Annotated in this window: 18 protein-coding genes; 7 read left to right on the forward strand and 11 right to left on the reverse strand. The window is 72.0% G+C overall.

Going from position 1 to position 23,461, the window contains the following annotated elements:
• Nucleotides 1-163: 163 nt before the first annotated feature.
• On the reverse strand, nt 164-997 hold the full coding sequence (locus OG627_RS16610) for an enoyl-CoA hydratase/isomerase family protein (protein ID WP_329065831.1): 834 nt from the start codon (nt 995-997) through the stop codon (nt 164-166).
• A 302-nt stretch (nt 998-1,299) separates the two neighbouring features.
• Here OG627_RS16610 and OG627_RS16615 point away from each other — a divergent pair, with 302 nt between their 5' ends.
• Both OG627_RS16615 and OG627_RS16620 read left to right on the forward strand, forming a co-directional pair.
• Nucleotides 1,300-1,617 (forward strand): winged helix-turn-helix transcriptional regulator, encoded by a 318-nt coding sequence (locus OG627_RS16615; protein WP_329072717.1) that lies wholly within the window; start codon nt 1,300-1,302, stop codon nt 1,615-1,617.
• 152 nt (nt 1,618-1,769) lie between these two features.
• Nucleotides 1,770-3,056, forward strand: coding sequence for a hypothetical protein (locus OG627_RS16620; protein WP_329065833.1), 1,287 nt, complete (start codon nt 1,770-1,772; stop codon nt 3,054-3,056).
• Between the two features lie 288 nt (nt 3,057-3,344).
• Here the strand turns inward: OG627_RS16620 and OG627_RS16625 are convergent, their stop codons facing one another.
• Nucleotides 3,345-5,576 carry a tetratricopeptide repeat protein gene (locus tag OG627_RS16625; RefSeq protein WP_443073487.1) on the reverse strand — a complete coding sequence of 744 codons (2,232 nt, stop codon included), beginning with the start codon at nt 5,574-5,576 and terminating at the stop codon, nt 3,345-3,347.
• Here OG627_RS16625 and OG627_RS35510 point away from each other — a divergent pair.
• Together OG627_RS35510 and OG627_RS16630 are read left to right on the forward strand one after the other, a co-directional pair.
• Nucleotides 5,548-5,970, forward strand: coding sequence for a hypothetical protein (locus OG627_RS35510; RefSeq protein ID WP_443073488.1), 423 nt, complete (start codon nt 5,548-5,550; stop codon nt 5,968-5,970). The genes OG627_RS16625 and OG627_RS35510 overlap by 29 nt on opposite strands.
• A gap of 135 nt (nt 5,971-6,105) precedes the next feature.
• The gene (locus tag OG627_RS16630; RefSeq protein ID WP_329065837.1) at nt 6,106-9,231 is read left to right on the forward strand and encodes an AfsR/SARP family transcriptional regulator; all 3,126 of its coding nucleotides are present in this window, start codon (nt 6,106-6,108) and stop codon (nt 9,229-9,231) included.
• A 25-nt stretch (nt 9,232-9,256) separates the two neighbouring features.
• On the opposite strand, the gene OG627_RS16635 is transcribed toward OG627_RS16630, so the two are convergent.
• Both OG627_RS16635 and OG627_RS16640 read right to left on the reverse strand, forming a co-directional pair.
• Nucleotides 9,257-9,490 carry a hypothetical protein gene (locus OG627_RS16635; protein ID WP_329065839.1) on the reverse strand — a complete coding sequence of 78 codons (234 nt, stop codon included), beginning with the start codon at nt 9,488-9,490 and terminating at the stop codon, nt 9,257-9,259.
• Nucleotides 9,491-9,636: 146 nt separating this feature from the next.
• Nucleotides 9,637-10,272 (reverse strand): restriction endonuclease, encoded by a 636-nt coding sequence (locus OG627_RS16640; protein WP_329065841.1) that lies wholly within the window; start codon nt 10,270-10,272, stop codon nt 9,637-9,639.
• Nucleotides 10,273-10,600: 328 nt separating this feature from the next.
• Here OG627_RS16640 and OG627_RS16645 point away from each other — a divergent pair, with 328 nt between their 5' ends.
• From OG627_RS16645 to OG627_RS16655, 3 genes are all read left to right on the forward strand, one after another.
• Nucleotides 10,601-13,891 carry a glycoside hydrolase family 2 TIM barrel-domain containing protein gene (locus OG627_RS16645; protein WP_329065843.1) on the forward strand — a complete coding sequence of 1,097 codons (3,291 nt, stop codon included), beginning with the start codon at nt 10,601-10,603 and terminating at the stop codon, nt 13,889-13,891.
• Between the two features lie 176 nt (nt 13,892-14,067).
• Nucleotides 14,068-15,021: an intradiol ring-cleavage dioxygenase gene (locus tag OG627_RS16650; RefSeq protein WP_329065846.1), complete on the forward strand. Its 954-nt coding sequence runs from the start codon at nt 14,068-14,070 to the stop codon at nt 15,019-15,021.
• A 73-nt stretch (nt 15,022-15,094) separates the two neighbouring features.
• Nucleotides 15,095-16,006 (forward strand): triphosphoribosyl-dephospho-CoA synthase, encoded by a 912-nt coding sequence (locus tag OG627_RS16655; protein ID WP_329065848.1) that lies wholly within the window; start codon nt 15,095-15,097, stop codon nt 16,004-16,006.
• Between the two features lie 26 nt (nt 16,007-16,032).
• Here the strand turns inward: OG627_RS16655 and OG627_RS16660 are convergent, their stop codons facing one another.
• From OG627_RS16660 to OG627_RS16690, 7 genes are all read right to left on the reverse strand, one after another.
• Nucleotides 16,033-17,001, reverse strand: coding sequence for an MASE1 domain-containing protein (locus tag OG627_RS16660; protein WP_329072719.1), 969 nt, complete (start codon nt 16,999-17,001; stop codon nt 16,033-16,035).
• Between the two features lie 250 nt (nt 17,002-17,251).
• Nucleotides 17,252-18,097 (reverse strand): PP2C family protein-serine/threonine phosphatase, encoded by an 846-nt coding sequence (locus OG627_RS16665; protein ID WP_329065850.1) that lies wholly within the window; start codon nt 18,095-18,097, stop codon nt 17,252-17,254.
• Nucleotides 18,098-18,232: 135 nt separating this feature from the next.
• On the reverse strand, nt 18,233-18,712 hold the full coding sequence (locus OG627_RS16670) for an MFS transporter (protein ID WP_443073489.1): 480 nt from the start codon (nt 18,710-18,712) through the stop codon (nt 18,233-18,235).
• 20 nt (nt 18,713-18,732) lie between these two features.
• A complete protein-coding gene (locus OG627_RS16675; RefSeq protein ID WP_329065852.1) occupies nt 18,733-19,905 on the reverse strand; it encodes an LLM class flavin-dependent oxidoreductase in 1,173 nt (390 codons plus the stop codon).
• A 152-nt stretch (nt 19,906-20,057) separates the two neighbouring features.
• Complete coding sequence (locus tag OG627_RS16680; protein ID WP_443073632.1) at nt 20,058-21,344, reverse strand: acyl-CoA dehydrogenase family protein; 1,287 nt, start codon at nt 21,342-21,344, stop codon at nt 20,058-20,060.
• Between the two features lie 19 nt (nt 21,345-21,363).
• Complete coding sequence (gene ssuE / locus OG627_RS16685) at nt 21,364-21,960, reverse strand: NADPH-dependent FMN reductase (protein WP_329065856.1); 597 nt, start codon at nt 21,958-21,960, stop codon at nt 21,364-21,366.
• Between the two features lie 209 nt (nt 21,961-22,169).
• Complete coding sequence (locus tag OG627_RS16690; RefSeq protein ID WP_329065858.1) at nt 22,170-23,387, reverse strand: acyl-CoA dehydrogenase family protein; 1,218 nt, start codon at nt 23,385-23,387, stop codon at nt 22,170-22,172.
• Nucleotides 23,388-23,461 lie beyond the last annotated feature (74 nt).

The raw sequence follows: 23,461 nt of genomic DNA on the forward strand, positions 1-23,461 counted from the left end.
TTCGTGTTGTCAACACGTATATGTAAGGAGGGAGTTGAGGCATGGTGAGGGTGTGGTGCGGCTGGCCGGCGGGGCGGGTCCTCCGCCCGAGCCGCGCGGGACACAAGCAGCAGATCAGCGACGAGAAGTTCCGTCCCGTACGCCTCGATGAAGGCGGCGGTGCCTACTCTGCCAGTCCCCGGAGCAGGCCCTCCAGGTCGCGCTCGCCGTCGCGGGTCTGGGCTCCGTGGGCCAGTCCGCCGCGGATCAGGCGCTCGGCCGCGGGGCGGACGATCTGGCCCGCCCAGGCGTCGTGCTCCCGCAGGAGGCCCTCGGCCAGGTCCGCGGGGACGATGGCGCGCTTGGCCGCCGCGATCACGCCCTCGGGCAGGGCGGCGATGTCGCGGGCGAGGCGGTCGACGACGTCGTCGAGTTCGTCGGCGGGGACGGCCCGGTTGATCCAGCCGTAGCGCTCCGCGGTCTCGGCGTCGTACAGGTCGGCACTCAGCACCGCCTCCAGCGCGCGATGGCGGCCGATCCTCCCTGCGAGGTACTGCGTGCCCCCTCCACCGGGGACGATGCCCATGAGCGCTTCGATCTGGCCGATCCCGGCGCGGCCGATCGCGGCGAACGTCATGTCCGCGGCCGCCACGAACTCCGCCCCTCCGCCGCGCGCCGTCCCGGCGAGCTTGACGATGGTCACCTGGGGCTGGTGCCGGAGCAGCTCCCCCAGGGCCTGGAAGACGTTGACGCCGTCCGGCAGGTCGGCCGCGAACGCGTCGAAGGCGTCCGGCGCGTCGACGAGCGACATGTCGACGTGGGCGATGAAGAACTCCGGGTCGGCGCTGTCGAACACGATCACCCGGACCGAGTCGTCGTCCCGCAGCGCGGTCAGCAGGTGCCGGAGGTCGGCCATCAGCGCGACGTCCAGGACGTTGACGGGCGGGTTGTCGAGGGTGACGCGGGCGATGCCGGACTCGCGGCTCACCCGCAGGGTCGCGTAGGCGTCGTGGTTCATGAAGATCTCCGATCCGTACCCGATACGCACCTAGGTTCCCGATGCATACTTACAGTGCGACGGTGGGCGACCGGCGTCAAGAACGCACTTTGGGCATCGCAAGGATCGCGGAGGATACCGACATGACCGCTTCTGAAACCCGCGCCGGCGCTGACACCGGCGTCGAGCCAACCTCCCAGGCAAACGTCGGGACAAACGCCCAGGCAAACGCCCAGGCAAACGTCGGGACAAGCGCCGGGACAAGCGCCGGGACAAGCGCCGGCACCGTCGTCGTCTACCGGTCCGACTGCCCCAGCCGCCCGATCCTCGACCAGATCGCCGACAAGTGGTCGATGATGGTGATGGCGGTCCTCGACGAGCCCCGCCGCTTCAACGAGCTCAAGCGTCGCCTGGAGGGCGTGACCCAGCGGGTCCTGACCCAGACCCTGCGCCGTCTGGAGCGCAACGGGATGATCGTGCGCCGTGTGCTGCCCACCTCGCCGGTCGGTGTCGAGTACTCCCTCACCCCCCTCGGCGATTCCCTGCGCGAACCGTTCGGCCGGCTGTACGACTGGACGGTCGACAACGCGGACGAGATCCGCGCGCGCCAGAACGACTACGACCTACGCGTACGGAGCTGAGCGGACGCCCTCCCCCGCCACCCTCCCCTGTCGTGCACAGCAAGGTTTCGTCAAGGGTCGGCCAAGGCTTCCGCGCCGCCCCCCGGGTACTCCGTCGCTCAGGCGATCCGAGGGGGATCCGCCACAGCTCAAGGTCTGCGGGGGAACGACGCATGTCCGTGAAGCACATCGAGCGAAGGCGCACAACAGAAGAGTCCGGCGACGGACAGTGGAGCACACTGTCCGGCCGCAAGAAGGTGCTCGTCCTGGTCCACACCGAGGTGTACGGCAAGCGCCTGCAAGACGTACTGCCGCTGCTGGAGTCCGACCTGCGGGTCGAGGTGGTGTTCACCATCGCGCCCCACGCGTTCAACGAGGGCGCCGCCCGGTTCCTGCGCGACCTGGGGGCGACGGTGCTGCCCTGGCAGGAGGCGGTGCGAACGGAGTTCGACCTGGCGCTCACCGCCGGCTCACGGGGCATGGAGCAGGTGCGGGCGCCGATCGTCCGGATTTCCCACGGGGCGGGCCACATGTCGCTGGAACGGGTGCCGGGCGACGGGACCGGCGGGACCGGCTGGGCAGGCGCGACAGGGGCCAGTGGGACAGCAGTCGGCCGTGTGCGCGGGCCCGGGGGCATCACCGGCCCTGGGTATCTGACATGGAACGGTGCGGTGGTTCCGCGAGCCGTCGCGCTTCCGCACAGCGACGATCTGCGCGCCCTGAAACGCTGGTGCCCGGAGGCGCTGCCGGTCGCCGAGGTCGTCGGCGATCCCTCCTACGACAGGATCGCGGCGAGCCTGCCGTTACGGGAGCGGTACCGCGCGGCGCTGGGGCTGCGCCTCGACGAGCATCTGGTACTGGTGACCTCGACCTGGGGCCGGCGGTCGTCGTTCAACCGGCTGGACGCCCTGCTGCCCCGGCTGTTGACCGAACTGCCGGCCCGGCGCTACCGCAAGGCCCTCCTGGTGCACCCCAACGTCTGGTCGCAGCACGGCCACTGGCAGGTGCGGGCCTGGCTGGCGGACTGCCGACGGGCCGGCGTCATCGTGCTCCCGCCGGACATGGACTGGCGGGCGCCGCTCGTCGCCGCCGACTCGGTCATCGGAGACTATGGTTCCGTCACGCTCTACGCCACCATGACCGGCGCCGCGGTCCTGCTGGCCCGCTACCCGCACGGCGACGCCAACCCCGCCTCGCCCGGCGTCGCGATGGCGCTCGCCACACCGGCGCTCTGCCCCACCCGTTCGCTCGCCGAACAGCTCCGTTACGCGGCGGCGGAGTACCCAAGGCTGGAGTACGCCGCGATCTCGGCCAGAATCTCCTCCGAACCCGGCCGGTTCGGCTCCAACATGCGGCGGGTGATGTACCGGCTGCTCGGGCTGGGACAGCCCGCGTTCCCGCCGGCCACCGAAACCGTGCCCCTGCCCGCATCCCTGTTCGACGGCCAGGTGTCGGCGTGAGCGCCGCGGTGACGGTGTGGCCGGACCACGTCCGGGTGGACCTCGACAGCGGTGCCGACGAGACCTGGCGGAGCTGCGCCGATGTGCTCTACGGCACCGGTGAACCGGACCTGGCCGTAGGGCTGTTGCACCGCTATCCCGGGTGCCTGCTGGTCAGCGTACGCAGCGCCGTCGACGGGAATTGCGTCGCCGTCCTGCGCGGCGGTGCCCGGATCACGGCCGGCCGGGTACGGACCGGCCGGGAGCACGCGCTGCTCTGCTCCGCACTCCATCGGTACCTCGCGGAACTCAGCAGTCCCCGAGAGGGTCCCCGGGAGGATTCTCGGGGGGATTCCCGAGAGGGTCCCGGTGCCCGAGGGCCCGCAGCCGTTCCCTCAGGCGTGCCGCGTCCACCGGGCTGACGGGGGAATAGCGGGCCAGGGACTGTTCGTAGCAGTCCCTGGCCTTCCGGCGGTCGCCACGGTCCTGCGCCGTCCGGCCGAGCATTTCGAGCACCCGCCCTTGCCAGTGCACCGACCCCGTCGCCACGAACTCGTCGTGCGCCTGGCGCAGTTGCCGCTCGGCGGTAGCGAAGTCCCCGATTCCGTCGGCGGCATGGGCCCGGCCGAGGAATGCGAGCGCCCGCGCGGCGTCGTACGGGTCCGGCACGGCGAGCAGCCCCTCCCTGGCCCGGCTCAGCAGGGCGACAGCCGTATGCGGAGAACCGGATGCGAGGGCGATGTCGCCCAGACAGAGCCGGGTCAGGGCCACACCTCGGTCGTAGCCGATCTCCTCCCGCAGCGTGAGCGCCTCGGTGAAGAGGGAGGTCGCCTGCTCCAGTCGTCCGGCCAGCCGATGGGACTGGCCGAGGCCGTGCAGCGCCTGGGCCTCGGCGCGGCGGTCTCCCTCCGTCCGGGCGTCGCGCAGCGCACGGCCGAACCAGTCGATGGCCTCGTCGTAGCGGCCCGCGTTGTAGAGCCCGCTGCCACCGGTGGTGAGCATGCGGCTCACCGCGCGCGCGTCACCGGCCCGGTCCGCGGCGGCCAGGCCCGTCGCGTGGGCCTCGATCCACAAGTCGTAGGGCCGCAGGCGCAGGAAGAGCGGTTGCATGCTGTCGACCAGCTGCCAGGCGGTGGCGTCCCAGCCCCATTCGACGGCCGTGCGCACGGCGCCCATGAGGCGCAGCCGCTCGGCGTCCAGCCAGCCCAGTGCGGTGGTGCTGTCCCCGAACGGCGGTGGCCCTGGGGGCGCGTGGACGTAGTCGCGGTGAAGTCTGCGATGAGAGGGGGACAACAGCGCTCTGGCGGCGGTGGCGGTGGACAAGTACCAGTCCAGGACGCGGCGTACGGTCTCCTCACGCACACCGGGCAGCTCCTCCTCGTCGGCGCGCCGCGCGGCATGCAGGGAGACGAGGTCGTGGAAGCGGTAGCGGTCAGCGCCCAGTTCCTCCAGGAGGCTGGCTTCGACCAGTTCGTCGAGGAGGCGTTCGGCCGCCTCGGGGGTGCAGGCGCAGGCGGCGGCGGTGACATCGGCCCCGAACTCGGCGACGGGCAGCAGCCCCAGCCGTCTGTAGCCGCCGACCGACGCCGGCGGCAGCGCCTCGTAGGACTCGTCGAGCGCGGTCTCCACCGCCTCCTCGCCACCACCCACGTGCAGCGCGGTGAGGCGGCCCCCCTCCCGGTTCATCGCTCCGACCAGCGCGGCCAGCGGCTGGAGGGGGCGGGCCGCCATGCGTGCGGCGACCACGCAGACGGCGAGCGGCAGCCCGGCGCACAGGTCCGCCAGGGAGGACGCCGCCTCGTGTTCCCTGGCCACCCGTTCACCGCCCAGCCGCCGGCTCAGCAGCTCGACCGACGCTCCGGGATCGAGAGCGTGCAGCCGGTGGAAGACGGCCCCGTCGACGCCCAGGCCGGGCAGTCTCCTTCTGCTGGTCACCGCGACCAGGGCGGCGGGGGCGGCGGGCAGCAGTGGCCGGACCTGTGCCGCGCTGAGGGCGTTGTCCAGCATGACGGCGATCCGCAGCTCGGCGGTGACCGTACGCCACAGGGCCGCCTGCTCGGCCAGGTCGGCGGGCACATGGTCGAGGCCGAACGCTCGCAGGAACTGGCCGAGTACCGCGCCCGGTTGTACCGGACCGTCCTTCGCGTGCCCCCGCAGGTCGGCGTACAGCTGCCCGTCGGGGTACTCACCGGTCAAGCCGCGCAGCCACCGGATCGTCAGCGCGGTCTTGCCGACCCCCGCGGTCCCGGTGACGACGACGGTCAGCGGCCCGGCGCCGGAGCGCGCGGCACGCAGCGCGTCGAGGGCGGCCAGGTCGGCGGTACGGTCGGTGAAGTGGGCGGCGCCGGTGATGAGTTGCCGGGGGACGGTGGGCCGTGCGGACCGCTGGACGTGTTCGTGCACGTGGATGCCCCCGTGGATGTCGCGGGCCTGAACCGCGGGCCCGGAGATCCTGGTGTCACCCGCGATCGTGTTGACCGTCGGCTCAGTCGTCGGCTCAGCCATCGGTTCAGTGACCGGCTCAGTCGTCGGCTCAGCCATCGGTTCAGTGACCGGCTCAGTCGTCGGCTCAGTGACCGGCTCAGCCGTCAGCCACCGCCGGAGGGCCGCCAGGAGTCCCGGCCGGGCGGCGGCATCGGCGGCCAGTCGCTCGGCGAGCGCGGTCAGCGCGGAGGCGTCCCCGGTCACCCGGACCGAGGGGAATTCCCCGGGAAACAACTCGGCGAGTGCGCGCCAGGCGGCCTCGTCCGCTCGATGGAGAGCGGCCGCCAATTCGGGGACCGTTACCGGATCCATTCCGTCGCCCTCCCTGTACCTCGCTCACACCGGAACCACACGGGAACTCGCACGGGCACTCACACCTAAAGTCACACCGGCTCGGCGGACCTGGTCCCCCGCTGTGTCACGCCCCTCGCACCACATGCTCCTTACATGACCTTGAAAGGCCGCCACCGGCGAAGTAAGCGGCGTTTCAGCCAACCAAAAGGCGTGCGCGCGAGCGCTCTACCGAACCAATTGTCCCCATGTCACCCTGGGAAGATGCGGGGCGGGCGGTGACGGGGGACTGCTGGTGAACTTCGACATTCTCATCCTGGGGCCCGTGGAACTGAGAGTGAACGGGCACCGGGAGATGTACGGCTCCGCCAAGGACTCCCAGATGCTGGCCGTGCTCGCCCTCAACGCCGGTAAAGCCGTGCCGTTGGACACCCTCGCGCAACGCCTGTGGGACGACGCTCCCCCCGGTAAACCACGCGCGTCGCTCCATTCCTACGCCGCGCGCATCCGCCGCAAACTGGGCGCCGGCCGGCTGCCCCAGCAGGCGCACGCCTACGTACTGGACATCGATCCGGACACGGTGGACTACCTTCGTTTCCAGCGGCTGATCGCCCAGGCCCGCTCGCTGGTCTCCAGCGGCGACGACACCCAGGCGCTGGCCCTCCTGCACCGGGCGGAGGCGCTCTGGCGCGGGGAACCGCTCACCGGCTTCACCAGTCTGTGGGCCGAACGCATCCGCCGCGGCCTCGCCGAACGACGGCTCGCGGCGGCGCTCCTGCGCATCGGTATCGAGCTGCGCCTGGGCCGGTTCACGGAGCTGGCGGGAGAGCTGTCCTCGCTGGTCGAGCAGTACCCGACGGACGAGACCGTCGTCCGTCACTTCATGACGGCCGCCTACGGCTGCGGCCGTCAGGCCGACGCGTTACGCGCGTACGAATCCATCCGCCGCCTGCTGCGCGACCAGGGTACGGAGCCGGGCGAGGCGCTGTCCCGTACGCACGGCCGCATCCTGGACCGGGCCCCGTTGGACGACCTGCTCACCGACCGGGTGCCCGGCACCAGGCCCGTCGCCCCGAACAACCTCCCGGCCCACGGTGAACTGGTCGGCCGGACAAAGGAGTTGCGCGCTCTCCAGTATCCGCTGTCCGGAGTCGTCGCGCTTCAGGCGATCTCCGGCATGGCGGGCGTGGGCAAGAGCCTGCTGGCCCTCCACACCGCCAGACGCCTGGCCAGGCACTATCCCGCCGGCCAGTTCTATCTCAACCTGCGCGCCCATGCCCCGGGCCAGCACCCCCTCCCGTCCCACACCGCCCTCACCATCCTGCTGCGCCACTTCGGTATCCCCGCCGCCGCGATTCCACACGACGCGGAAGAACTCGCCGCGCTCTGGCGCACCACGCTCAGCACCCGCCGGGCGATCATCGTTCTCGACGACGCCGTCGACGCCGCGCAGATCGGACCTCTCCTCCCCGGTGGTTCCCCGTCGCTGATTCTCGTCACCAGCCGACGACGGCTCTCTGGGCTTCCCGGCATCCGGCATCTCTTTCTCGATGTCCTGTCGACACACGACGCGGTCGCGCTGTTCACCGGACTCGTGGGTCCCGAACGCGCCGCGGATCCGGCGGAGGTCGCTGTGCTCGCCCGCATGTGCGACCACCTCCCGCTGGCCCTCGAACTCACCGCGGGCCGGCTGATCTCCCGCCCGGCGTGGACCGTCTCCCATCTCATTCAGCGGATGTCCCGCGACCCCGGCAGACTCGCCGAGATCCGTGACGGGCACGCGGAGATCCAGTCCGCGTTCGCGCTCTCGTACAACACACTGCCCGGCGATCAGCAGAAAGCGTTCCGCCTGCTCAGCCTTCATCTGGCGCCGGAATTCGGGCCACACGCCACGGCCGCGCTCGTCGATCTCCCGCTGGAGGCGGCCGAACGGATCCTCGAAGCACTCCTGGATTCCCACCTGCTCCAGGAAATCACTCCCGAACGGTACAAGTGCCACGATCTGATAGCCGAGTACGCCCTCAGCCTGACCACCGCCCAGGATCCCGAGGCGGACCGTGAAGCCGCGCTCGGCCGTCTCGCCCTCTTCTATCTGCACGCCGCCACCGAGGCCAACCGCCTCCTCAACCCACGCCGCCCGCAGCCCTCGCAGGTGTCCGAGCCACCGGCCCCGCCACTGCCCCTATGGCCGGACCCGCAAGCGGCCAGGGCATGGCTGACCTCGGAACACGCCGCGCTCACGGCCGCCGAGCGCCACCTGCGGAGCCGGGCCCGTCCCGGCCGCGCGGCCCATCTCGCCGACGCGCTCGCCGGGTTCCTCGACTCGGAGGGCTACTGGGAAGAGGCGGAGGAGATCCACTCGCACGCCGCTCGCCACTGGCACTCCGCAGGTGACCAGGCCCGGGAGGCCCGGTCACTGATCGACCTGGCCGTCGTGCGCTCGCAGATGGGCCGGTACGAGCAGGCCGAAGAGATCGGACGCCGCGCCCTGGCGATAGCCAGGGCCGTGGGCGACACCGCGACGGAAGCCGAATCACTGAGGGCTCTGGGACTGCTGTGCTGGAATCACGGGCGCCTCAACGAATCCCTCACTCTCCAGCAAGAGGCCTTGAGCCTCAGGATGAAGAACGGCGATCTCTGGCAGATCGCCCGGGGCCAGAACAACCTGGGAATCTCACTCCTGCACGTGGGCGACCACGAAGGCGCCATGAAGATGTTCCAGGCCGCCTTTTCGGGATTCGCATCGGCGAAGGACGAGAGAGGGAAAGCACAGGCATTGAACAACCGGGGCGATCTGCACCTCCACATGGGTGAGACAGATTCGGCCCACAGGTCATTCGTGCGCGCCCTCGAAATATTCCTGGAAGTGGGCAGCCGCTCGGAGCAGGCCATTACCCAGCTGAACGTGGGAAACACTCTCCCGATACCGGAGAAGCTGAATCAAGCTCTCACGCTGCACCGGACCGCCCTGCACACATTTCGCGGCATCAGCGACAAAAGAAACGAGACCATCACGCTGAATGCCATCGGAACCGCCCTGTACAAGGCGGGGCAGTACATGGAGGCGTCGGCCCATCACACAGCGGCCCTGAACCTCGCCCAAGGAATCGGGACGGCACTGGAGCAAATCCAGGCACTGCGAGGACTGGGCATGGCCGAATTCCGGTCCGGTCACCGGTCGGCCGCCTCCGCACACCTGACGGCGGCCCTGGCGCTCGCGCAGCGCATCAACGCGGCCGAGGAGGAGGCCCGTTCGCGCACCAGCCTGGCCGAGCTGCGGCTCGCGACGACCGGACGGACCACGGAGGCGCTGACCCACCTGGAGAAAGCGCTTGCCATCTTCCAGCGGCTCAATAAATTCGAGTCGGAGCGCATCGAAGCCGAGCTGAGCAGAATCCGCGGGACCGGTCTACGCGAATAGACAACCCCGAAGTGAAGCTAAAGGTTCAGACCATTCCGGCACGATCGTGCGATTTGACGGAACCAGCCTCTTCATGATCGAATGAGATATTCGTTCGAGTGATCCCCATGCGGGATCGCAGCACACAGGAGTGCTCCTTGCTGGAACTGATTACGCTGTCGGCCGTCGTCGCACCAGAGGAAACGGAAATCGCCTCCGAGGCCACCCCAGAGACTTTCAACGCAAGCCCGGCATCCCTTCCGGAATTTTCGAAGTCCATACCCGTACCCACCCGTATTGAACAGTGCACGCCGTCATTGATATAGGCGTCACCATTACTTGACCAGCTGAATCCCCACGACCACTCCGTCTCGTAAGCAAAGCACCATCAGTGGGCCCGGACCGCGGAAACGGTTCGGGCCCTCTTCACTTCCCGTACGTGTCCCGCCAGCGCGCTCGGTGGGCCGTGTCGCCCTGGCCCCGGCCGTTGAGGGGGGTGAGGGAGTGCAGGGGGGTGCCGTTGTTCCAGAGGCCGAAGTGGTCGCGGTGTACGGCGAGGATGCCGTGCTGGGCGGCGAAGGTCTCCGAGGGGCGGCTGAAGCGGGTGGTGGCCACGAAGATGGCGACCTGGGCGCGGAAATGGACCTGGGCGCCGAGCAGGTCCCTCAGTTCGCGGCTGGCGATGGTCCTGGTCGGCGCGTACCGCTTGCACTGGACCACCATCGAGCGCCCGTCCGGCAGCCGGCCGACCACGTCCGCGCCGTTGTCGTGGGAGCCGCCGACGCGGCGGACCTCCGTGCAGCCGTCGCGGCGGCAGAGGTCGGCGACCAGTTCCTCGAACTCCGTTCCGCTCATCGCGTCCACCTCGGCCAGCGTCCGGCGGCCGGCGTCGAGGGCATCGGCGGTGCGCCACGCCCGGTCCCGGGTGCGTACGAGCCGGTCGGTGCGCCACAGCCACCACCCCGCGCCGCCCACCAGGCCCAGCGCCGCGGCTGCCGCCAGGTACGGCCAGATCAGCGACCAGAAGGCGGCCACCAGCAGCAGCGCCGTGCCGCCGGCCATGACGGCCGCCTTCATCCGCGCCGCCCGCCGCTTCCGCGCCGCCGCACCACGTCCGCGGCTCCTCCTGAGCCCCTTGTGTCCCCCTGGCCTCCCGAGCCCCTTGCGCCCCTTGTTTCCCTTGCGTCCTCCGCGCACCCGGCTCCCTCCGCCCTCTCCCCCGCCACCCCTGACAGCAGTGTGTCCAGCCCGGCGGCGGCGCGAAAGAGCGCCCGTTGGCCATGGCCTCTCCCGGGGCGCACGAGCACGGCACGGGCGTCGGGAGTCTTGTGTGGTGCGCGGTTACGTCTGATGCTGGTTGTTCTTGTTGCCTTCGGTTCGGAGTCGCCGCATGAGTGGAGAAAGTCCGAGCAACAACCCACAGCCACGCCGTCGTTCGCTTCTCGTCTCCGGGGCCGCCCTCGCGGGATGGGCGGCCTTCGTCGGGCAGAAGAACGCCTTCGCGGCGGACGCGGGCGCGGGCGCCGCCTCAGACAAAGGCGTCGCCCCGGCCGGGGACCCCGGGAGCGCCGCCGAGCGCCCCGAGTGGGACGGCCGGCCCCAGGTGTTCCAGGTCAACCGGGAGGAGGCGCGGACCCGGCTCGTTCCGTACGCGAGCGCGGGCGAGGCGCTGCGCGGGCGGCTGGAGAAGTCGCCGTACTACCTTTCCCTCAATGGCAGTTGGCGCTTCCACTGGTCGGAGAATCCGGAGCGGCGGCCCGTCGGTTTCCATGCGGAGGACTACGACGACAGCGGCTGGGACCGGATCTCCGTGCCCTCGAACTGGGAGATGCTGGGCTACCCGGAGCCGATCTACCTCAACATCAAGTACCCGTGGGTCGGTTACGAGACGCCCGAACCCCCGGACGTACCGCACACGTTCAACCCCGTCGGCTCCTACCGCCGCGACTTCACCCTGCCCCGGGACTGGCAGGGGCGGCGCACGCTGATCTCGTTCCAGGGCGTGAAGTCCGCGTTCTTCGTGTGGGTGAACGGCGAGCGCGTCGGCTACAGCGAGGACAGCTACACACCGGCCGAGTTCGACCTCACCGACTATGTCCGCCCGGGGCGCAACACCCTGGCCGTCGAGGTGTTCCGCTGGTCCGACGGGAGCTGGCTGGAGGACCAGGACCTGATCGACCTGGCGGGGATCTTCCGGGACGTGTATCTGTACGCGCTCGCGCCGGTGCACCTCCAGGACCTCTTCGTACGAACGGAGTTGGACTCCGCCTACCGCGACGCCGTGCTCAGCGTCACGCTCGACGTCCGCGACCGGGGTGGTGCGGCACCGCGCGGCCACCGGATCGAGGCCGTCCTGTACGACGCGGACGGGCGGCGCGTCCTGAAGCGTCCGCTCTCCGGCCAGGTCACCTTCCCGGCGTCCGGCGACGCCGGCCTCACCCTCACCGCCGACGTACCCGCCCCGGCCCTCTGGTCGGCCGAGGACCCGAACCTCTACACCCTCGTCGTCACCCTCACCGACGGCTCCGGCCGGGCCGTCGACATCCAGCGGGCCCGGTTCGGCTTCCGCGAGATCGCGTACGGCCCCGGTACGTACACCATCAACGGCCGGCCGATCATGCTGCGCGGCACCAACCGCCACGAGAGCGACCCCGACCACGGCCAGGCGGTCCGCGAGGAGCGGATGGTCGAGGACATCCAGCTGATGAAGCGGCACAACATCAACGCCGTACGCACCTCCCACTACCCCAACCACCCCCGCTGGATGGAACTCTGCGACGAGTACGGCCTGTACGTCATCGACGAGGCCAACCTCGAAACCCACGGGGTGCGCGACCGCGTCCCCGCCTCGCTGCCCGAGTGGACCGACGCCTGCGTGGACCGGATGCGCTCGCTCGTCGAGCGCGACAAGAACCATCCGTGCGTCGTCGCCTGGTCGCTCGGCAACGAGGCGGGCCAGGGCGACAACTTCCGTGCCATGGCCGACTGGACGCACGCGCGCGACGACTCACGCCCCGTCCACTACGAGGGCATGAACGCCGTCACCGACGTCCACAGCGAGATGTACACCAGCCCTTCGGGCGTCGAGGCGTACGGCAGGTCCGGCAATCCGAAGCCGTATCTGCTGTGCGAGTACACCCACTCCATGGGCAACAGCGGCGGCAATCTGCGCGAGTACTGGGACGCCTTCGAGCGCTATCCGAACCTGCACGGCGCCTTCGTGTGGGACTGGGCCGACCAGTCGGTCCGCCTCCCGGTGCCCGGCGATCCCCGGCGCACCTATCTGTCGTACGGCGGCGACTGGCATCCCGGGCTGCCTTCGGACGGCAACTTCTGCGCCAACGGCCTGGTCGCCGCCGACCGGCGCGTGCACCCCGGGCTCCTCGAACTCAAGAAGGTGTACGAACCGCTGGCCGTCGCCGTGCGGGAGGCGACCGCCGGGGAGCCGGTCCTCACCGTACGCAACAAACACCTGTTCAGCGGTCTTGAGGCGTACGAACTGCGCTGGACGCTCACCCGCGACGGCGACCCCGTGCAGCACGGCACCCTGCCCCCGCCGAAGGCCGCGCCGGGCGGGGAGGCCACCGTACGGATCCCCTGCCGCAGGCCCGGCACGCTCACGCCGGGCGCGGAGTACGGGCTGAGCGTCGCCTTCGTCCTGCGCGCGAAGACGCGCTGGGCCGACGCCGGACACACCGTCGCCGCCGAGCAGTTCGCCCTGGACTGGCACGCCCCGGCACCGGGCCGGGCACCCGCCGCAGCTCCCGCCGCTCCCGCCGAGCCGCCCGCCCTCACACTCACCGAGTCCGGTACGCGGGTACGCGTCACCGGGCGGAACGTCGAGGTGGTCCTCGACAAGCGGACCGGCACGCTCGACTCGTACCGCTACCGGGGGCGGGTGCTGCTGGCGGGCGGCCCCGTACCCAACTTCTGGCGCGCGCCGACGGACAACGACATCGGCCGGGGCTTCGAGAAGACCGCCCGCACCTGGCGGGACGCGGGCGCCGACCGGACCGTGACCTCGGTGAAGACCACGCGGCCCCGGCCGGGCGAGGTCGTGATCGAGGTGACCGCGACCCTGCCCACCGCACCGGCTCCCTCCGAGTGGCACACCGTCTTCCGGGTGCTCGGCGACGGTGACGTGCGGATACGCCACACGCTCAAGGCGGCGGCCGGTCTGCCGGACCTGCCCGTGGTGGGGGCGCTGCTGACCGTACCTGCGGGGTTCGAACGGATCGACTGGTACGGACGCGGGCCGCACGAGAACTACTGGGACCGCAACACCGGTGCCCTCGTGGGCCGTTACCGCTCCACGGTGGACGCCCAGGTCGCGCCGTACATCAAGCCGCAGCAGACGGGCAATATGACGGACGTACGGCGGCTGTCCCTCACCGACCGGCTCGGTGACGGGCTGGCCGTGTGGGCCGATCCGGCGGCGGAGGGCCAACCCCCGGCTGCTGAGGAGCTGTTGGAGACCAGCGCTCTGCACTACTCGCCCTTCGACCTCGACGGGCCACGGCATCCGCACGACCTGAAGCGCCGGGACGAGACCGTACTCGGCGTCAACCACCGGCAGATGGGGGTCGGGGGCATCAACTCGTGGGGCGCGGCTCCGCTGGAGGCGTACCTGCTGCACGCGGGCCGCACCTATACGTACGGATACCGGCTGCGGCCGGCGTAGATCTCGGCAGTCTCCACGGTCTCCACCGTCTCCGCGATCTCCGCCGTCCCGGCGATCTCCGCGCGTCGGCTGTGAGGCCGGGAGCACGCGGCCCCGGAGGAACCCCGCCCGGCCTCACAGGAAGCGCACAGCCCAGGGCGGGGTTCCTCCCAGGCTCGCCCCCTACCGTCCAGTACATGACAGCGAAACACGTGGACAAGACGGTCAGCAGAAGGCGCGCCCTGGCCCTCGGCGGCGGCGCCGTGGCCGGTGCGGGCGCGGTGGCCGTGGTCGGCTTCAACGCCTTCGCCTCGGAGGAGACGGACAGCGCCGGCACCGGCGCCGCCACCACCGCCTCGGGCTCCACCACCGCCTCGACCGGGCAGTGCGTCCTGATGTCGAGCGTCACCGAGGGGCCGTACTACCTGGACGGCGCGCTGGTGCGCAAGGACATCACCGAGGGCAAGTCGGGCGTCCCGCTCAGCCTGCGGATCACCGTCCAGGACACCACCGAGTCCTGCGGCCCGGTCGCCGGCGCCGCCGTCGAGATCTGGCACTGCGACGCCTGGGGCTACTACTCCGGCTACACCACCGCCAACCCCGGCGGCAGCGCGCCCGCCGAGGACGAGGACGGTTCCACCGCCGACGACCAGACCTATCTGCGCGGCTACCAGGTCGCCAACGCCGACGGCGTCGTCAAGTTCACGACGATCATCCCCGGCTGGTACACCCCGCGCACCTGCCACATCCACGTGAAGGTGCACACCGGCGGCCAGAAGGCGGACGGGACGTACGAGGGCGGCAAGGTCAACTTCACCGGTCAGCTCTTCTTCGACGACGACATCGCCGAGCAGATCTTCACGCTGGACCCGTACGCGAAGCACTCCGGCAGCTACACCAAGCTCGACGACGACATGGTGTACGAGGGCGGCGGCGCGGCGGGCGGCCTGCTGACGCTCACGCCCGTCCACAAGAAGGACCCGTCGAAGGGGTACAAGGGCACGATCGTCCTCGGCATCGACCCGGACGCCGAGAACGACGGCGCGGGCGGCGGTGGCGGCGGCGAGGGCGGTGAGCCCCCGACCGGTACGCCGCCCACCGGGGAGCCGCCGACCGACGCGCCGTCTCCGTCGGCGTCCGCCTCGTCGTAACGCGGCACGCGGCGCGCGGCGCGGTGGCGCGCGATTCCTGGCTCGTAACTCCGCACGCTGGAAGGGGACTTGAATGAGCCGCGCGGACGACGTGCTCGCGCAGACGGCGGTCGACGCCCTGCTGGCCGAGGCCGAGCTGACCCCCAAGCCCGGCCTCCCGGACACCCGCGAGGCGGACTTCGGCGCCCTGCGCTGGTCGGCGCTCTCGCTGGCACCCGGCCTCACGGCGATGGCGGCGGCGGCCCGCCGCGCGGGCGGCGAGCCCGGCCGCGGACTGCGCGGGGAACTCGGCGCGATCGGCCGCTGCACCGAGCGCTCCATGGCGCGGGCGAACGCCGGCGCCGCGCTGCACCACGGCGCCGTCTGGCCGCTCGGCCTGCTGGTGTCCGCCGCCGCGCTCGCCCCCGCCCTCGACCCCGCGCTCGCTCCCGACCGGCTCACCACCACAGCCAGGCGGCTCGCCGCCATCCCCGACGGGGCGGCGCCGCGGATCCCTTCCCCCGGATCCGCGGCGGCGTCCCGTTACGGAGCGGCCGGCGCGCGGGGCGAGGCGCGCGCCGGATTCCCGCACGTACGACGGGCGTTGACGGCGCTGCGTACGGCCAGAGCCGCGGGCGCCCGCGAACCCGAGGCCCGCCTCGACGCGCTGCTCACCGTCATGAGCACCCTCCAGGACACCGGCCTGCTGCACGCCGCCGGGCCGCACGGGCTGCGCGAGGCGCAGAACGGCGCCCGCGAGGTGCTCGACGCGGGCGGCGCGGGCAGCGCGCGGGGCGGCGCCGCCCTGCGCGACCTGGACGTACGGCTGCGCGAGCGCGGCCTGCGCCCGAGGGGCAGCGCCCATCTGCTGGCGGCGACGCTCTTCGTGGACGCGCTGCCGTCCGGTCGTACGCAGGTGACGTCCGGCCGTACGCGGGTGACGTCCGGCCGTACGCGGGTGAGCCGGCCGTCCGCCCGTACGCCGGTGGCCCAGCCCGCGCGCTGATCACCACCGCCGGGACCCGCCACGGCTCAGCCGCCCCCGGAGCGCGGGTCGGCGGAGCCCGGCGGGGGCGTGGGCGGGGACGGGGAGAGGTGCGCCACCACCTCCGCCAGCTCCAGGCACGCCTGCTCGATCTTGCGCCGGATGTTGCGCTGCTCGGTGACGATCGCCGCGAGGAGCAGGGCCGTCAGGGCGGCGGAGCCGTTCAGGGCCTGGAGGCTGATCATGACTTCGACGAGGCTGTGGTGCGCGAAGGGGCCGACGCGGTCGATCGCCGCCGTGATGGCCAGGACGGAGACGAGCAGCGCGCACGGCGCCGCGCCGGCCAGCTGGAAGCGCAGGGCGGCCCAGATGAGCAGCGGGAAGACGAGGAAGAGCAGGCAGAGGTGGGTTCTGGTGGCCCACGGGATGACGGCGGCGGCCGCGACCGTCAGGGCCGCCGCCTCGGCCCAGCGGCGCGGCTCGCGGGGCAGCGGGAGACGGGCCCTGCGCAGGACGAGGATCAGCGGGGTGACGACCAGGACGCCCATCGCGTCGCCCGCCCACCACGCCGACCAGGTCGGCCAGAGCCCGTTCGGCGGCAGTCGGCCGCTGAGCACCATCACGGCCGTACCGATCGTCGCGCTGATCAGCATCCCGGCCAGCGCCCCCAGGAACACCAGCGCCACCCCGTCCCGCAGCCGGTCGAGGGCGATCCGGAAGCCGACCATCCGGAGCAGGAGGTAGGCGCAGACGGGGGCGAGCGTGTTCCCAGCGATGATGCCGAGGTCGGTGAGGCGGAGCGGGCCGATCGTCGCGATGGAGAGCAGCACTCCGAGCGCGATCCCCGGCCAGACGCGGATGCCCAGCAGGAGCAGACTGCTCAGCGCGACGCCCGTGGGCGGCCAGAGCGGGGTGATGACCGTCCCCTCGATGACCACCTGTCTCAGCAGTCCCAGTTGTCCGACCGCCCAGTAGGCGGCGGCGACGGCGAGGATCCGTACCGCGTCCGCGCGGATACGGCGGACGCGACGGTCCCTGCCGCCACGGCCGCCACTGCCGTCGCTTCCGTCTCTGCCGTCTCTGCCGTCACCACGGGCATGAGGCGGTCGGGACGACGGATCTCGGGGTTCCTCGGTGCGCTCCACACCGGCCATGAGACAACGCGCGCCGCCCGACTCGGCTGTGACACGCTGCCCGCCCGCCGCGCCCCCGCTACCCGGCCCGCTCCCCGTACGCCCCGTCGTACACGTCCTCGCGCACGGTCCTCTACGCCTCGTACGCCTCGTCGTGCCACAGGGCAAGCACGGCCGCGTCGTCCGAGTGGCCCGTCAGCTCGGCCACCCTCATCACCTGGGCGGCCAGCTCCCCGGGGCCTGCCGCGCCGCCGGGAACGCCCGCGGCCGCCGCCGCGGCCAGGGCCGCCACCCGCGCGAGCCCCTCGTCGAGCGGGAACGACGGCCCCTCGATCACCCCGTCCGTGAGCAGGACGACCACCCCGGAACCGGTGAGGCGGCGCCGCGTCACCGGATACACCTCCCCCGGCTGCACCCCCAGCGGCGGCCCGCCCGCGTCCTCGGCGATGCCCCACCGGCCGTCGGACTGGGCCCAGACACCGGGGACGTGCCCGGCCCGCGCGCTCTCCAGTTCGCGGGTGACCGGGTCGAAGCGGAGAAAACTACAGGTCGCGAAGAGGCTGGAGTTCACCGACAGCAGCAGGTCGTTGGCCCGGCTCAGCACCTCGCCCGGGTCGGTGGCGGTCGCGGCCACGGCGCGCAGCCCGATCCGTACCTGGCCCATGATCGCGGCGGCCTCCACGTCGTGGCCCTGCACATCGCCGACGCAGAAAGCGAGCGCGCCGTCCGGCAGCCGGAAGCCGTCGTACCAGTCGCCGCCGATGTCGAGGCCGTCCCTCGCGGGCGCGTATCGCGCCGCCGCGTGCAGTCCGGGCAGGGCGGGAAGTACGGCGGGAAGCATCTCCCGCTGCAACGCCTCGGCCAGCTCCACCCTGGCGTGCTGCCGCTCGGCCCCCTGCCGTGCCTGGGCGGTGAGCTGCCCGAGGGTGGTCAGCAGGTCGTCGGCGCTCGCGGACGGATGGGGGCGACGCCGGGTCATGCACCGCTCCGGGGTACGTGGTCGTGGACCGCCGCGCGGTCTGCCTCTCGGCCTGCCTCACGACGGTGTGCGGCCCGCGACGGCGAATGGATGCGGGCGCCCGGAAGGGGCCCCCACCCATCATATTTCCGACTTTTACTTTCCGCTGAGCGAGTTTCCGCTGAGCGGGGAGTCCGCTGAGCGAGGAGTCGGCACCATCTCCATGATCAGGGCGGGCATCGCCGCGAAGGCGAAGCCGATCCCCACACTGATGATCAGCGCGAAGCCGAGCACGCCCAGGGCGCTGCCCATCAGGCCCAGCGCCACCCCGTAACCGCAGGCGATGATCAGGGCGCCGACGAGCAGGGAGATCTTGGGACCGTACGCGGCGGAGAGCTTGGCGGCCAGCGGCGCGACGGCCATCATGCCGAGCCCGGCGGGCGCCATCCACAGACCGGCCGACAGCATCGACTGGCCGGGACCGTAACCGGTGGCCTCGGGCAGCTGGAGCAGCTGCGGGGCGGCCGGCGACATCGCGTACATCGCGAAGCCGATCGCGATGGAGGAGAGGTTGGTCATCAGGATGGGTCGGCGGGCGCTGCTACGCAGGTCGACCAGCGGTGCCGGGTGCGCCACCCGATGGGCCGTCGTCCCCCTCAGCGCCCTGCCCCCGCCGCGAACGGCACCGCGTCGAGCCCCGTCTCCCCGGGGGTCCCCGGGCCCGCCGGGTGGGTCCACAGTCCGGCGTGCGCGAGTACGGGCAGGACGCCCTCCCCGAACCAGTACGCCTCCTCCACGTGCGGATGGCCGGACATGATGAACTCGTCGATGCCCAGGCGGTGGTACTCCGCGATCCGGTCCGCCACCTCCGTGTGCGAGCCCACCAGCGCCGTCCCCGCGCCACCGCGTACGAGGCCGATGCCGGCCCACAGGTTCGGGGAGATCTCCAGGCCGTCCGTGGAACCGCCGTGCAGCGCCAGCATCCGGCGCTGGCCCTCGGACTCGCTGCGGGAGAGCCCGGCCTGTACGGCGCTGATCGCCTCCTCGGAGAAGCCGTCCAGCTGGCGGCGGGCCTCGGCCCACGCCTCGTCGGCGGTGTCGCGGGCGATCACGTGGAGCCGGATGCCGAACCGTACGGTCCTGCCCTCCTTCGCCGCGAGCGCGCGGATCCAGGCGATCTTCCCGGCGACCTGGGCCGGCGGTTCGCCCCAGGTCAGATAGACGTCGCTGTGCCGGGCCGCGACCTCGCCCGCCGCCTCGGAGGAGCCGCCGAAGTAGACCGGGGGCACCGGGTCGGGCAGCCGGGTCAGCCGGGCCTCCTCCACCCGCAGGTGCGTGCCGTGCCGGGTCACCGTCTCGCCGCGCCACAGCGACCGGACGATGTCCAGGAACTCGCCGGTGCGCGCGTAACGCTCCTCCTTGCCGAGGAAGTCGCCGTACGCGCGCTGCTCGTGGCTCTCCCCGCCCGTCACCACATTGAGCAGCAGCCGGCCGGGCGCGTACCGCTGGAAGGTGGCCGCCATCTGGGCGGCGAGCGTCGGCGCCACGAAACCGGGCCGGAAGGCGACCAGGAACTTCAGCCGCTCCGTCTCGCGCGCCAGCATCGCGGTGGTCAGCCAGGCGTCCTCGCACCAGGCGCCGGTGGGGGTGAGCACGCCCTCGAAGCCGAGCTGTTCGGCCGCGCGCGCGATCTGGGTCAGATAGCCGAGGTCGGCGGGGCGGCGGCCCCCGGCCGCGCCCGGCACGCCGGTGGGCACGCCGTGGCCGCCGCCGACGACATGGCGGCTGTCGCCGTAGGTGGGCAGGAACCAGTGGAAGGTGAGGCTCATGGTCTCTCCAGTCGGCGTGTGGAACGGCGTGGGTGGTGCGGGGGTGTGAGTGGTACGGGGGCGGGGGTGGTGCGGGGGCGTGAGTGGTACGGGTGGCATGGGCGTCGTCATGGGCGTCGTGTCGAACGGTGTTTCCGGCCAAGGGCGTCGGGTCAGAGCAGGCCGTGGCGCGGCGGTCGCGTCCCGGTCAGCGCGTACCGGCCGATGTGCCACGCCTTCCAGCGCACCGGGTCGTGCAGGGTGTGGGTGCGGGCGTCGCGCCAGTACCGGTGCAGGTTGAGCCCGTCCTGGGCCGCCCGCGTCCCCGCCACCTCGAACAGCGCGCTGCCCGTCTCCACCGCCGTCCCGGCCGCGTGGACCTTGGCCGCCGCCACGGCGATCGACGCCTCGGCGGCCGTCGCGTCCGTCAGGTCGGCGCGGGCGGCGTCCACGGCGTCCGCCGCCGCGGCGAGCAGCGCGGCCGACGCCCGTACCTGTACGGCGAGTTCGCCGAAGCGCTGGACGAGCAGCGGGTCCTCGGCCGCCGTCCCGTAGCCCTCGCCCACCGCCTCGAACCACGGCCGGCTGCTGGTGCGGACGAACGCGGCGGCCTCCTCCAGCGCCCCCGACGCGATCCCCACGTCGATGGCCGCGTGCAGCAACTGCGCTACGGCGCCGTGCAGTTGCGGGCCCTCGAAGGTCAGATGGTGCGGTACGACCCGATCGGCGGCCACCGCCACCTCCGCGAGGCGCACCGTCCCGCTGGCCGTGGTGCGCTGCCCCATCCCGTCCCAGTCGTCCACGACGGTCACACCGGGCGCGTCCCTCCGTACGTACGCGACGTGGAGCGGACCGTCCACTCCCGCGCTCTCGACCGAACCCGACGCCGAACCGGGCGTCGAACCGGGCGTCGAATCCGACGCCGGGCCCACCGCCGGTCCCTCCCCCGTACCCACGCGCGCCAGCACCGGGATCCAGTCGGCGAACAGCGCGCCCGTCGCGTAGTGCTTCTCGCCGGTCAGCACATACGAACCGGCCGGCCCCGGGGTCAGCCGGGTCCGGATGTCCTGGACGTGCCTGGTGCCCTTCTCCGACTGCGCGTTGCCGAACCGCCGCCCCGCCAGCACCTCTCCGAGGAAGAACTTCCGCTGCTCCTCGGTGCCCTGACGGAGCAGCACGTTCACATAGACGAAGTGGCTCTGCGGGATCTGCGCCAGGCTCGGATCCGCCGCCGCCAGCAGCCGGAAGATCTCCGCGAGGGTACGGGCGGACACCTCGGCGCCGCCGTACGCGCGCGGCACCGAGACCGCGAGCAGCCCGGAGGCCGAGAGCCGGTCGACCTCGGCACGCGGCAGCGCACGCTCCGCGTCCCGCGCCGCAGCGCCGGCCCGGAACGCGACGGCCAGCCCGGCGGCGACGGCGAGGGCCTCGGCGTCGTCGGCGATCACATGCGCGCCCACGGCCTCCTGGTCGGCCACGTCAGGCCGCCACGGCGGACACACCGGCCGCGGTCGGCGCCGCCGCCGCTCGCGCGGGCGCGAGCCGCTCCGGCGCGAGCGCCAGCGAGAACTGGTCGACCACCCGGTCCAGCGCCTCCCGCGCCTCCGGATCGACCGCGACCGAGCCGTCCTCCCGTACGGAGATGTGCCGGTCCAGCACGAACCAGCCCTGGACCACGTGCGCCGCGCCCATCGACGAGAGCACCGGCCGCAGCGCGTAGTCGATGGCCAGTACGTGCGCGGTGGACCCGCCGGTGGCGAGCGGCAGCACGGTCTTGCCCTCCAGCGCGTACTGCGGCAGCAGGTCCAGCAGGGACTTCAACAGCCCCGAGTAGGCGGCCTTGTAGACCGGCGTACCGATGACGACCGCGTCGGCCTCCTCGAACAGCCGCCGCGCCCCGACGATCGCGGGATGGCCGAAGTCGGCCCCGAGCAGGGCCTCGGCGGGCAGCGTACGGACGTCGAGCGGGGTCACCCGGTGGCCCTGGGCCGTGAGCCGGCCGTCCAGGTGGCGGAGCAGCCGGGCCGTACGGGAGGTGGGGGACGGGCTGCCGGAGACGGAAAGGATGGTGGCCATACGGAGATCACCTCGGGTGACGGAAGATACGGATGGAAGGAAGGCCGGGGGGACCGGAGCCGACCGGAGCCCCGAGCGCGGCCCGGGAGCCGGAGCCCCGAGCGCGGGCCGGGAGCCGGAGCCCGGAGCCGGAGCCCTGCGCCCCGAGCCCCGAGCGCGGCGCCACCGAGCCCCGAGCCCCGAGCCCCGAGCCCCGAGCGCGGAACCGGTCAGGAGTACCAGGTCGGTTCGGGCAGTTCCCCGGTCAGCACCGAGCGCCCCACCTCGCGCCGCTTGTACGCCACCGGATCGTGCAGCGTGTGCGTACGGACGTTGCGCCAGAACCGGTCGAGGCCCTCCGCCCTCGCCGTGGACCGCGCGCCGGTGACCTCGAAGATCCGGCCGGTGACCTCCAGCGCCACCTCCGTCGCGACGGCCTTCGCCGCCGCCACCCGTACCTCGAACGCGCCCCGGTCCTCCGCCGTGACCGCGTAGGGGTCCCCGTGCAGCCGCTGGCCCTCCTCGGCCACCCGGTCCGCCAGCGCCTCGGCCGCCCAGAGCTTGGCGGTGAGATCGCCGTACACGTCGATGACGTACGGCTCGTCCACCGCGCGCTCGTGGCCGCCGTGCAGCCAGGGACGGGTCTTGGTGGTGGTGTAGGTGGCGGCGGTCTCCAGCGCGCCCGCGGCTGTCCCGAGATAGAAGTTGATGAAGACGAGCTGGATGGTGGGGACGTTGAGGGTGTTGTAGATCCGGGGCCGGAACACCTTGTCCACGTACCCGGCGGCCGACGCCCACGGCACCCGTACCCCGTCGATCGTCACCCCGCCGCTCTCGGTCAGGCGCTGGCCGATGTTGTCCCAGTCGTCGTGGAAGGCCAGGCCCTCGCTGTCGGAGGGGACGATGGCGAAGACGTGGTGGTCGGTGCCCTCCAGGACGCCTTCCAGGACGGTGACGTCGGAGACCTTGCTCCCGGTGGAGAAGGTCTTGCGGCCGGTGAAGACGAGGGTGTCGCCGTCCTCCCGTACGACCACGTCGCTGTCCCGGGGGTTGACCGCGCCGCCGAAGAACCAGCGGTGACGGGCGGCTTCCGCCTCGACGGCCTCCCACTGCTCACGGGTGCCGACGAGCCGGGCGGCCCAGTTCCACAGATAGTGGTAGCCCAGCAGCTGGCCGATCGATCCGTCGGCCTTGGCCACTTCGCGGACGACCCGGTACGCGGTCGTCCAGTCCTGGCCGCCGCCCCCGTGCGCGGCCGGTCCGAGCAGGGTGACGAGGCCGGCGTCCTTGAGCAACCTGACCTCGGCATAAGGGGTTTCGCCCGCCTTGTCGCGGGCGGCGGCGTCGGTGGCGAGGACGGCGGCCACCTCGGTGGCGCGGGCGATCCAGCCGGGGGCGTCGGTGGGGGTGGGGAGGGTGGTCCAGTCGGCGGTGGCGAGGGTGCTCATGCGGGCGGGTCTCCTCGAAGTGTGACGGGTGACGGGTGACATGTGACGGGTGACGTGTGACGTGTGACGGGTGA

This window comes from Streptomyces sp. NBC_01429 (genome assembly GCF_036231945.1).
GTDB lineage: Bacteria > Actinomycetota > Actinomycetes > Streptomycetales > Streptomycetaceae > Streptomyces.

Bases quoted from the DNA above. Each gene is read 5' to 3' on its own strand.
- OG627_RS16610 (WP_329065831.1), bottom strand. From the start codon at position 997: ATGAACCACGACGCCTACGCGACCCTGCGGGTGAGCCGCGAGTCCGGC.
- OG627_RS16665 (WP_329065850.1), bottom strand. From the start codon at position 18,097: ATGACCCGGCGTCGCCCCCATCCGTCCGCGAGCGCCGACGACCTGCTG.
- OG627_RS16635 (WP_329065839.1), bottom strand. From the start codon at position 9,490: ATGGACTTCGAAAATTCCGGAAGGGATGCCGGGCTTGCGTTGAAAGTC.
- OG627_RS16690 (WP_329065858.1), bottom strand. From the start codon at position 23,387: ATGAGCACCCTCGCCACCGCCGACTGGACCACCCTCCCCACCCCCACC.
- OG627_RS16645 (WP_329065843.1), top strand. From the start codon at position 10,601: ATGAGTGGAGAAAGTCCGAGCAACAACCCACAGCCACGCCGTCGTTCG.
- OG627_RS16625 (WP_443073487.1), bottom strand. From the start codon at position 5,576: ATGGCTGAGCCGACGACTGAGCCGGTCACTGAACCGATGGCTGAGCCG.
- OG627_RS16640 (WP_329065841.1), bottom strand. From the start codon at position 10,272: ATGGCCGGCGGCACGGCGCTGCTGCTGGTGGCCGCCTTCTGGTCGCTG.
- OG627_RS16650 (WP_329065846.1), top strand. From the start codon at position 14,068: ATGACAGCGAAACACGTGGACAAGACGGTCAGCAGAAGGCGCGCCCTG.
- OG627_RS16675 (WP_329065852.1), bottom strand. From the start codon at position 19,905: ATGAGCCTCACCTTCCACTGGTTCCTGCCCACCTACGGCGACAGCCGC.
- ssuE (WP_329065856.1), bottom strand. From the start codon at position 21,960: ATGGCCACCATCCTTTCCGTCTCCGGCAGCCCGTCCCCCACCTCCCGT.
- OG627_RS16620 (WP_329065833.1), top strand. From the start codon at position 1,770: ATGTCCGTGAAGCACATCGAGCGAAGGCGCACAACAGAAGAGTCCGGC.
- OG627_RS16655 (WP_329065848.1), top strand. From the start codon at position 15,095: ATGAGCCGCGCGGACGACGTGCTCGCGCAGACGGCGGTCGACGCCCTG.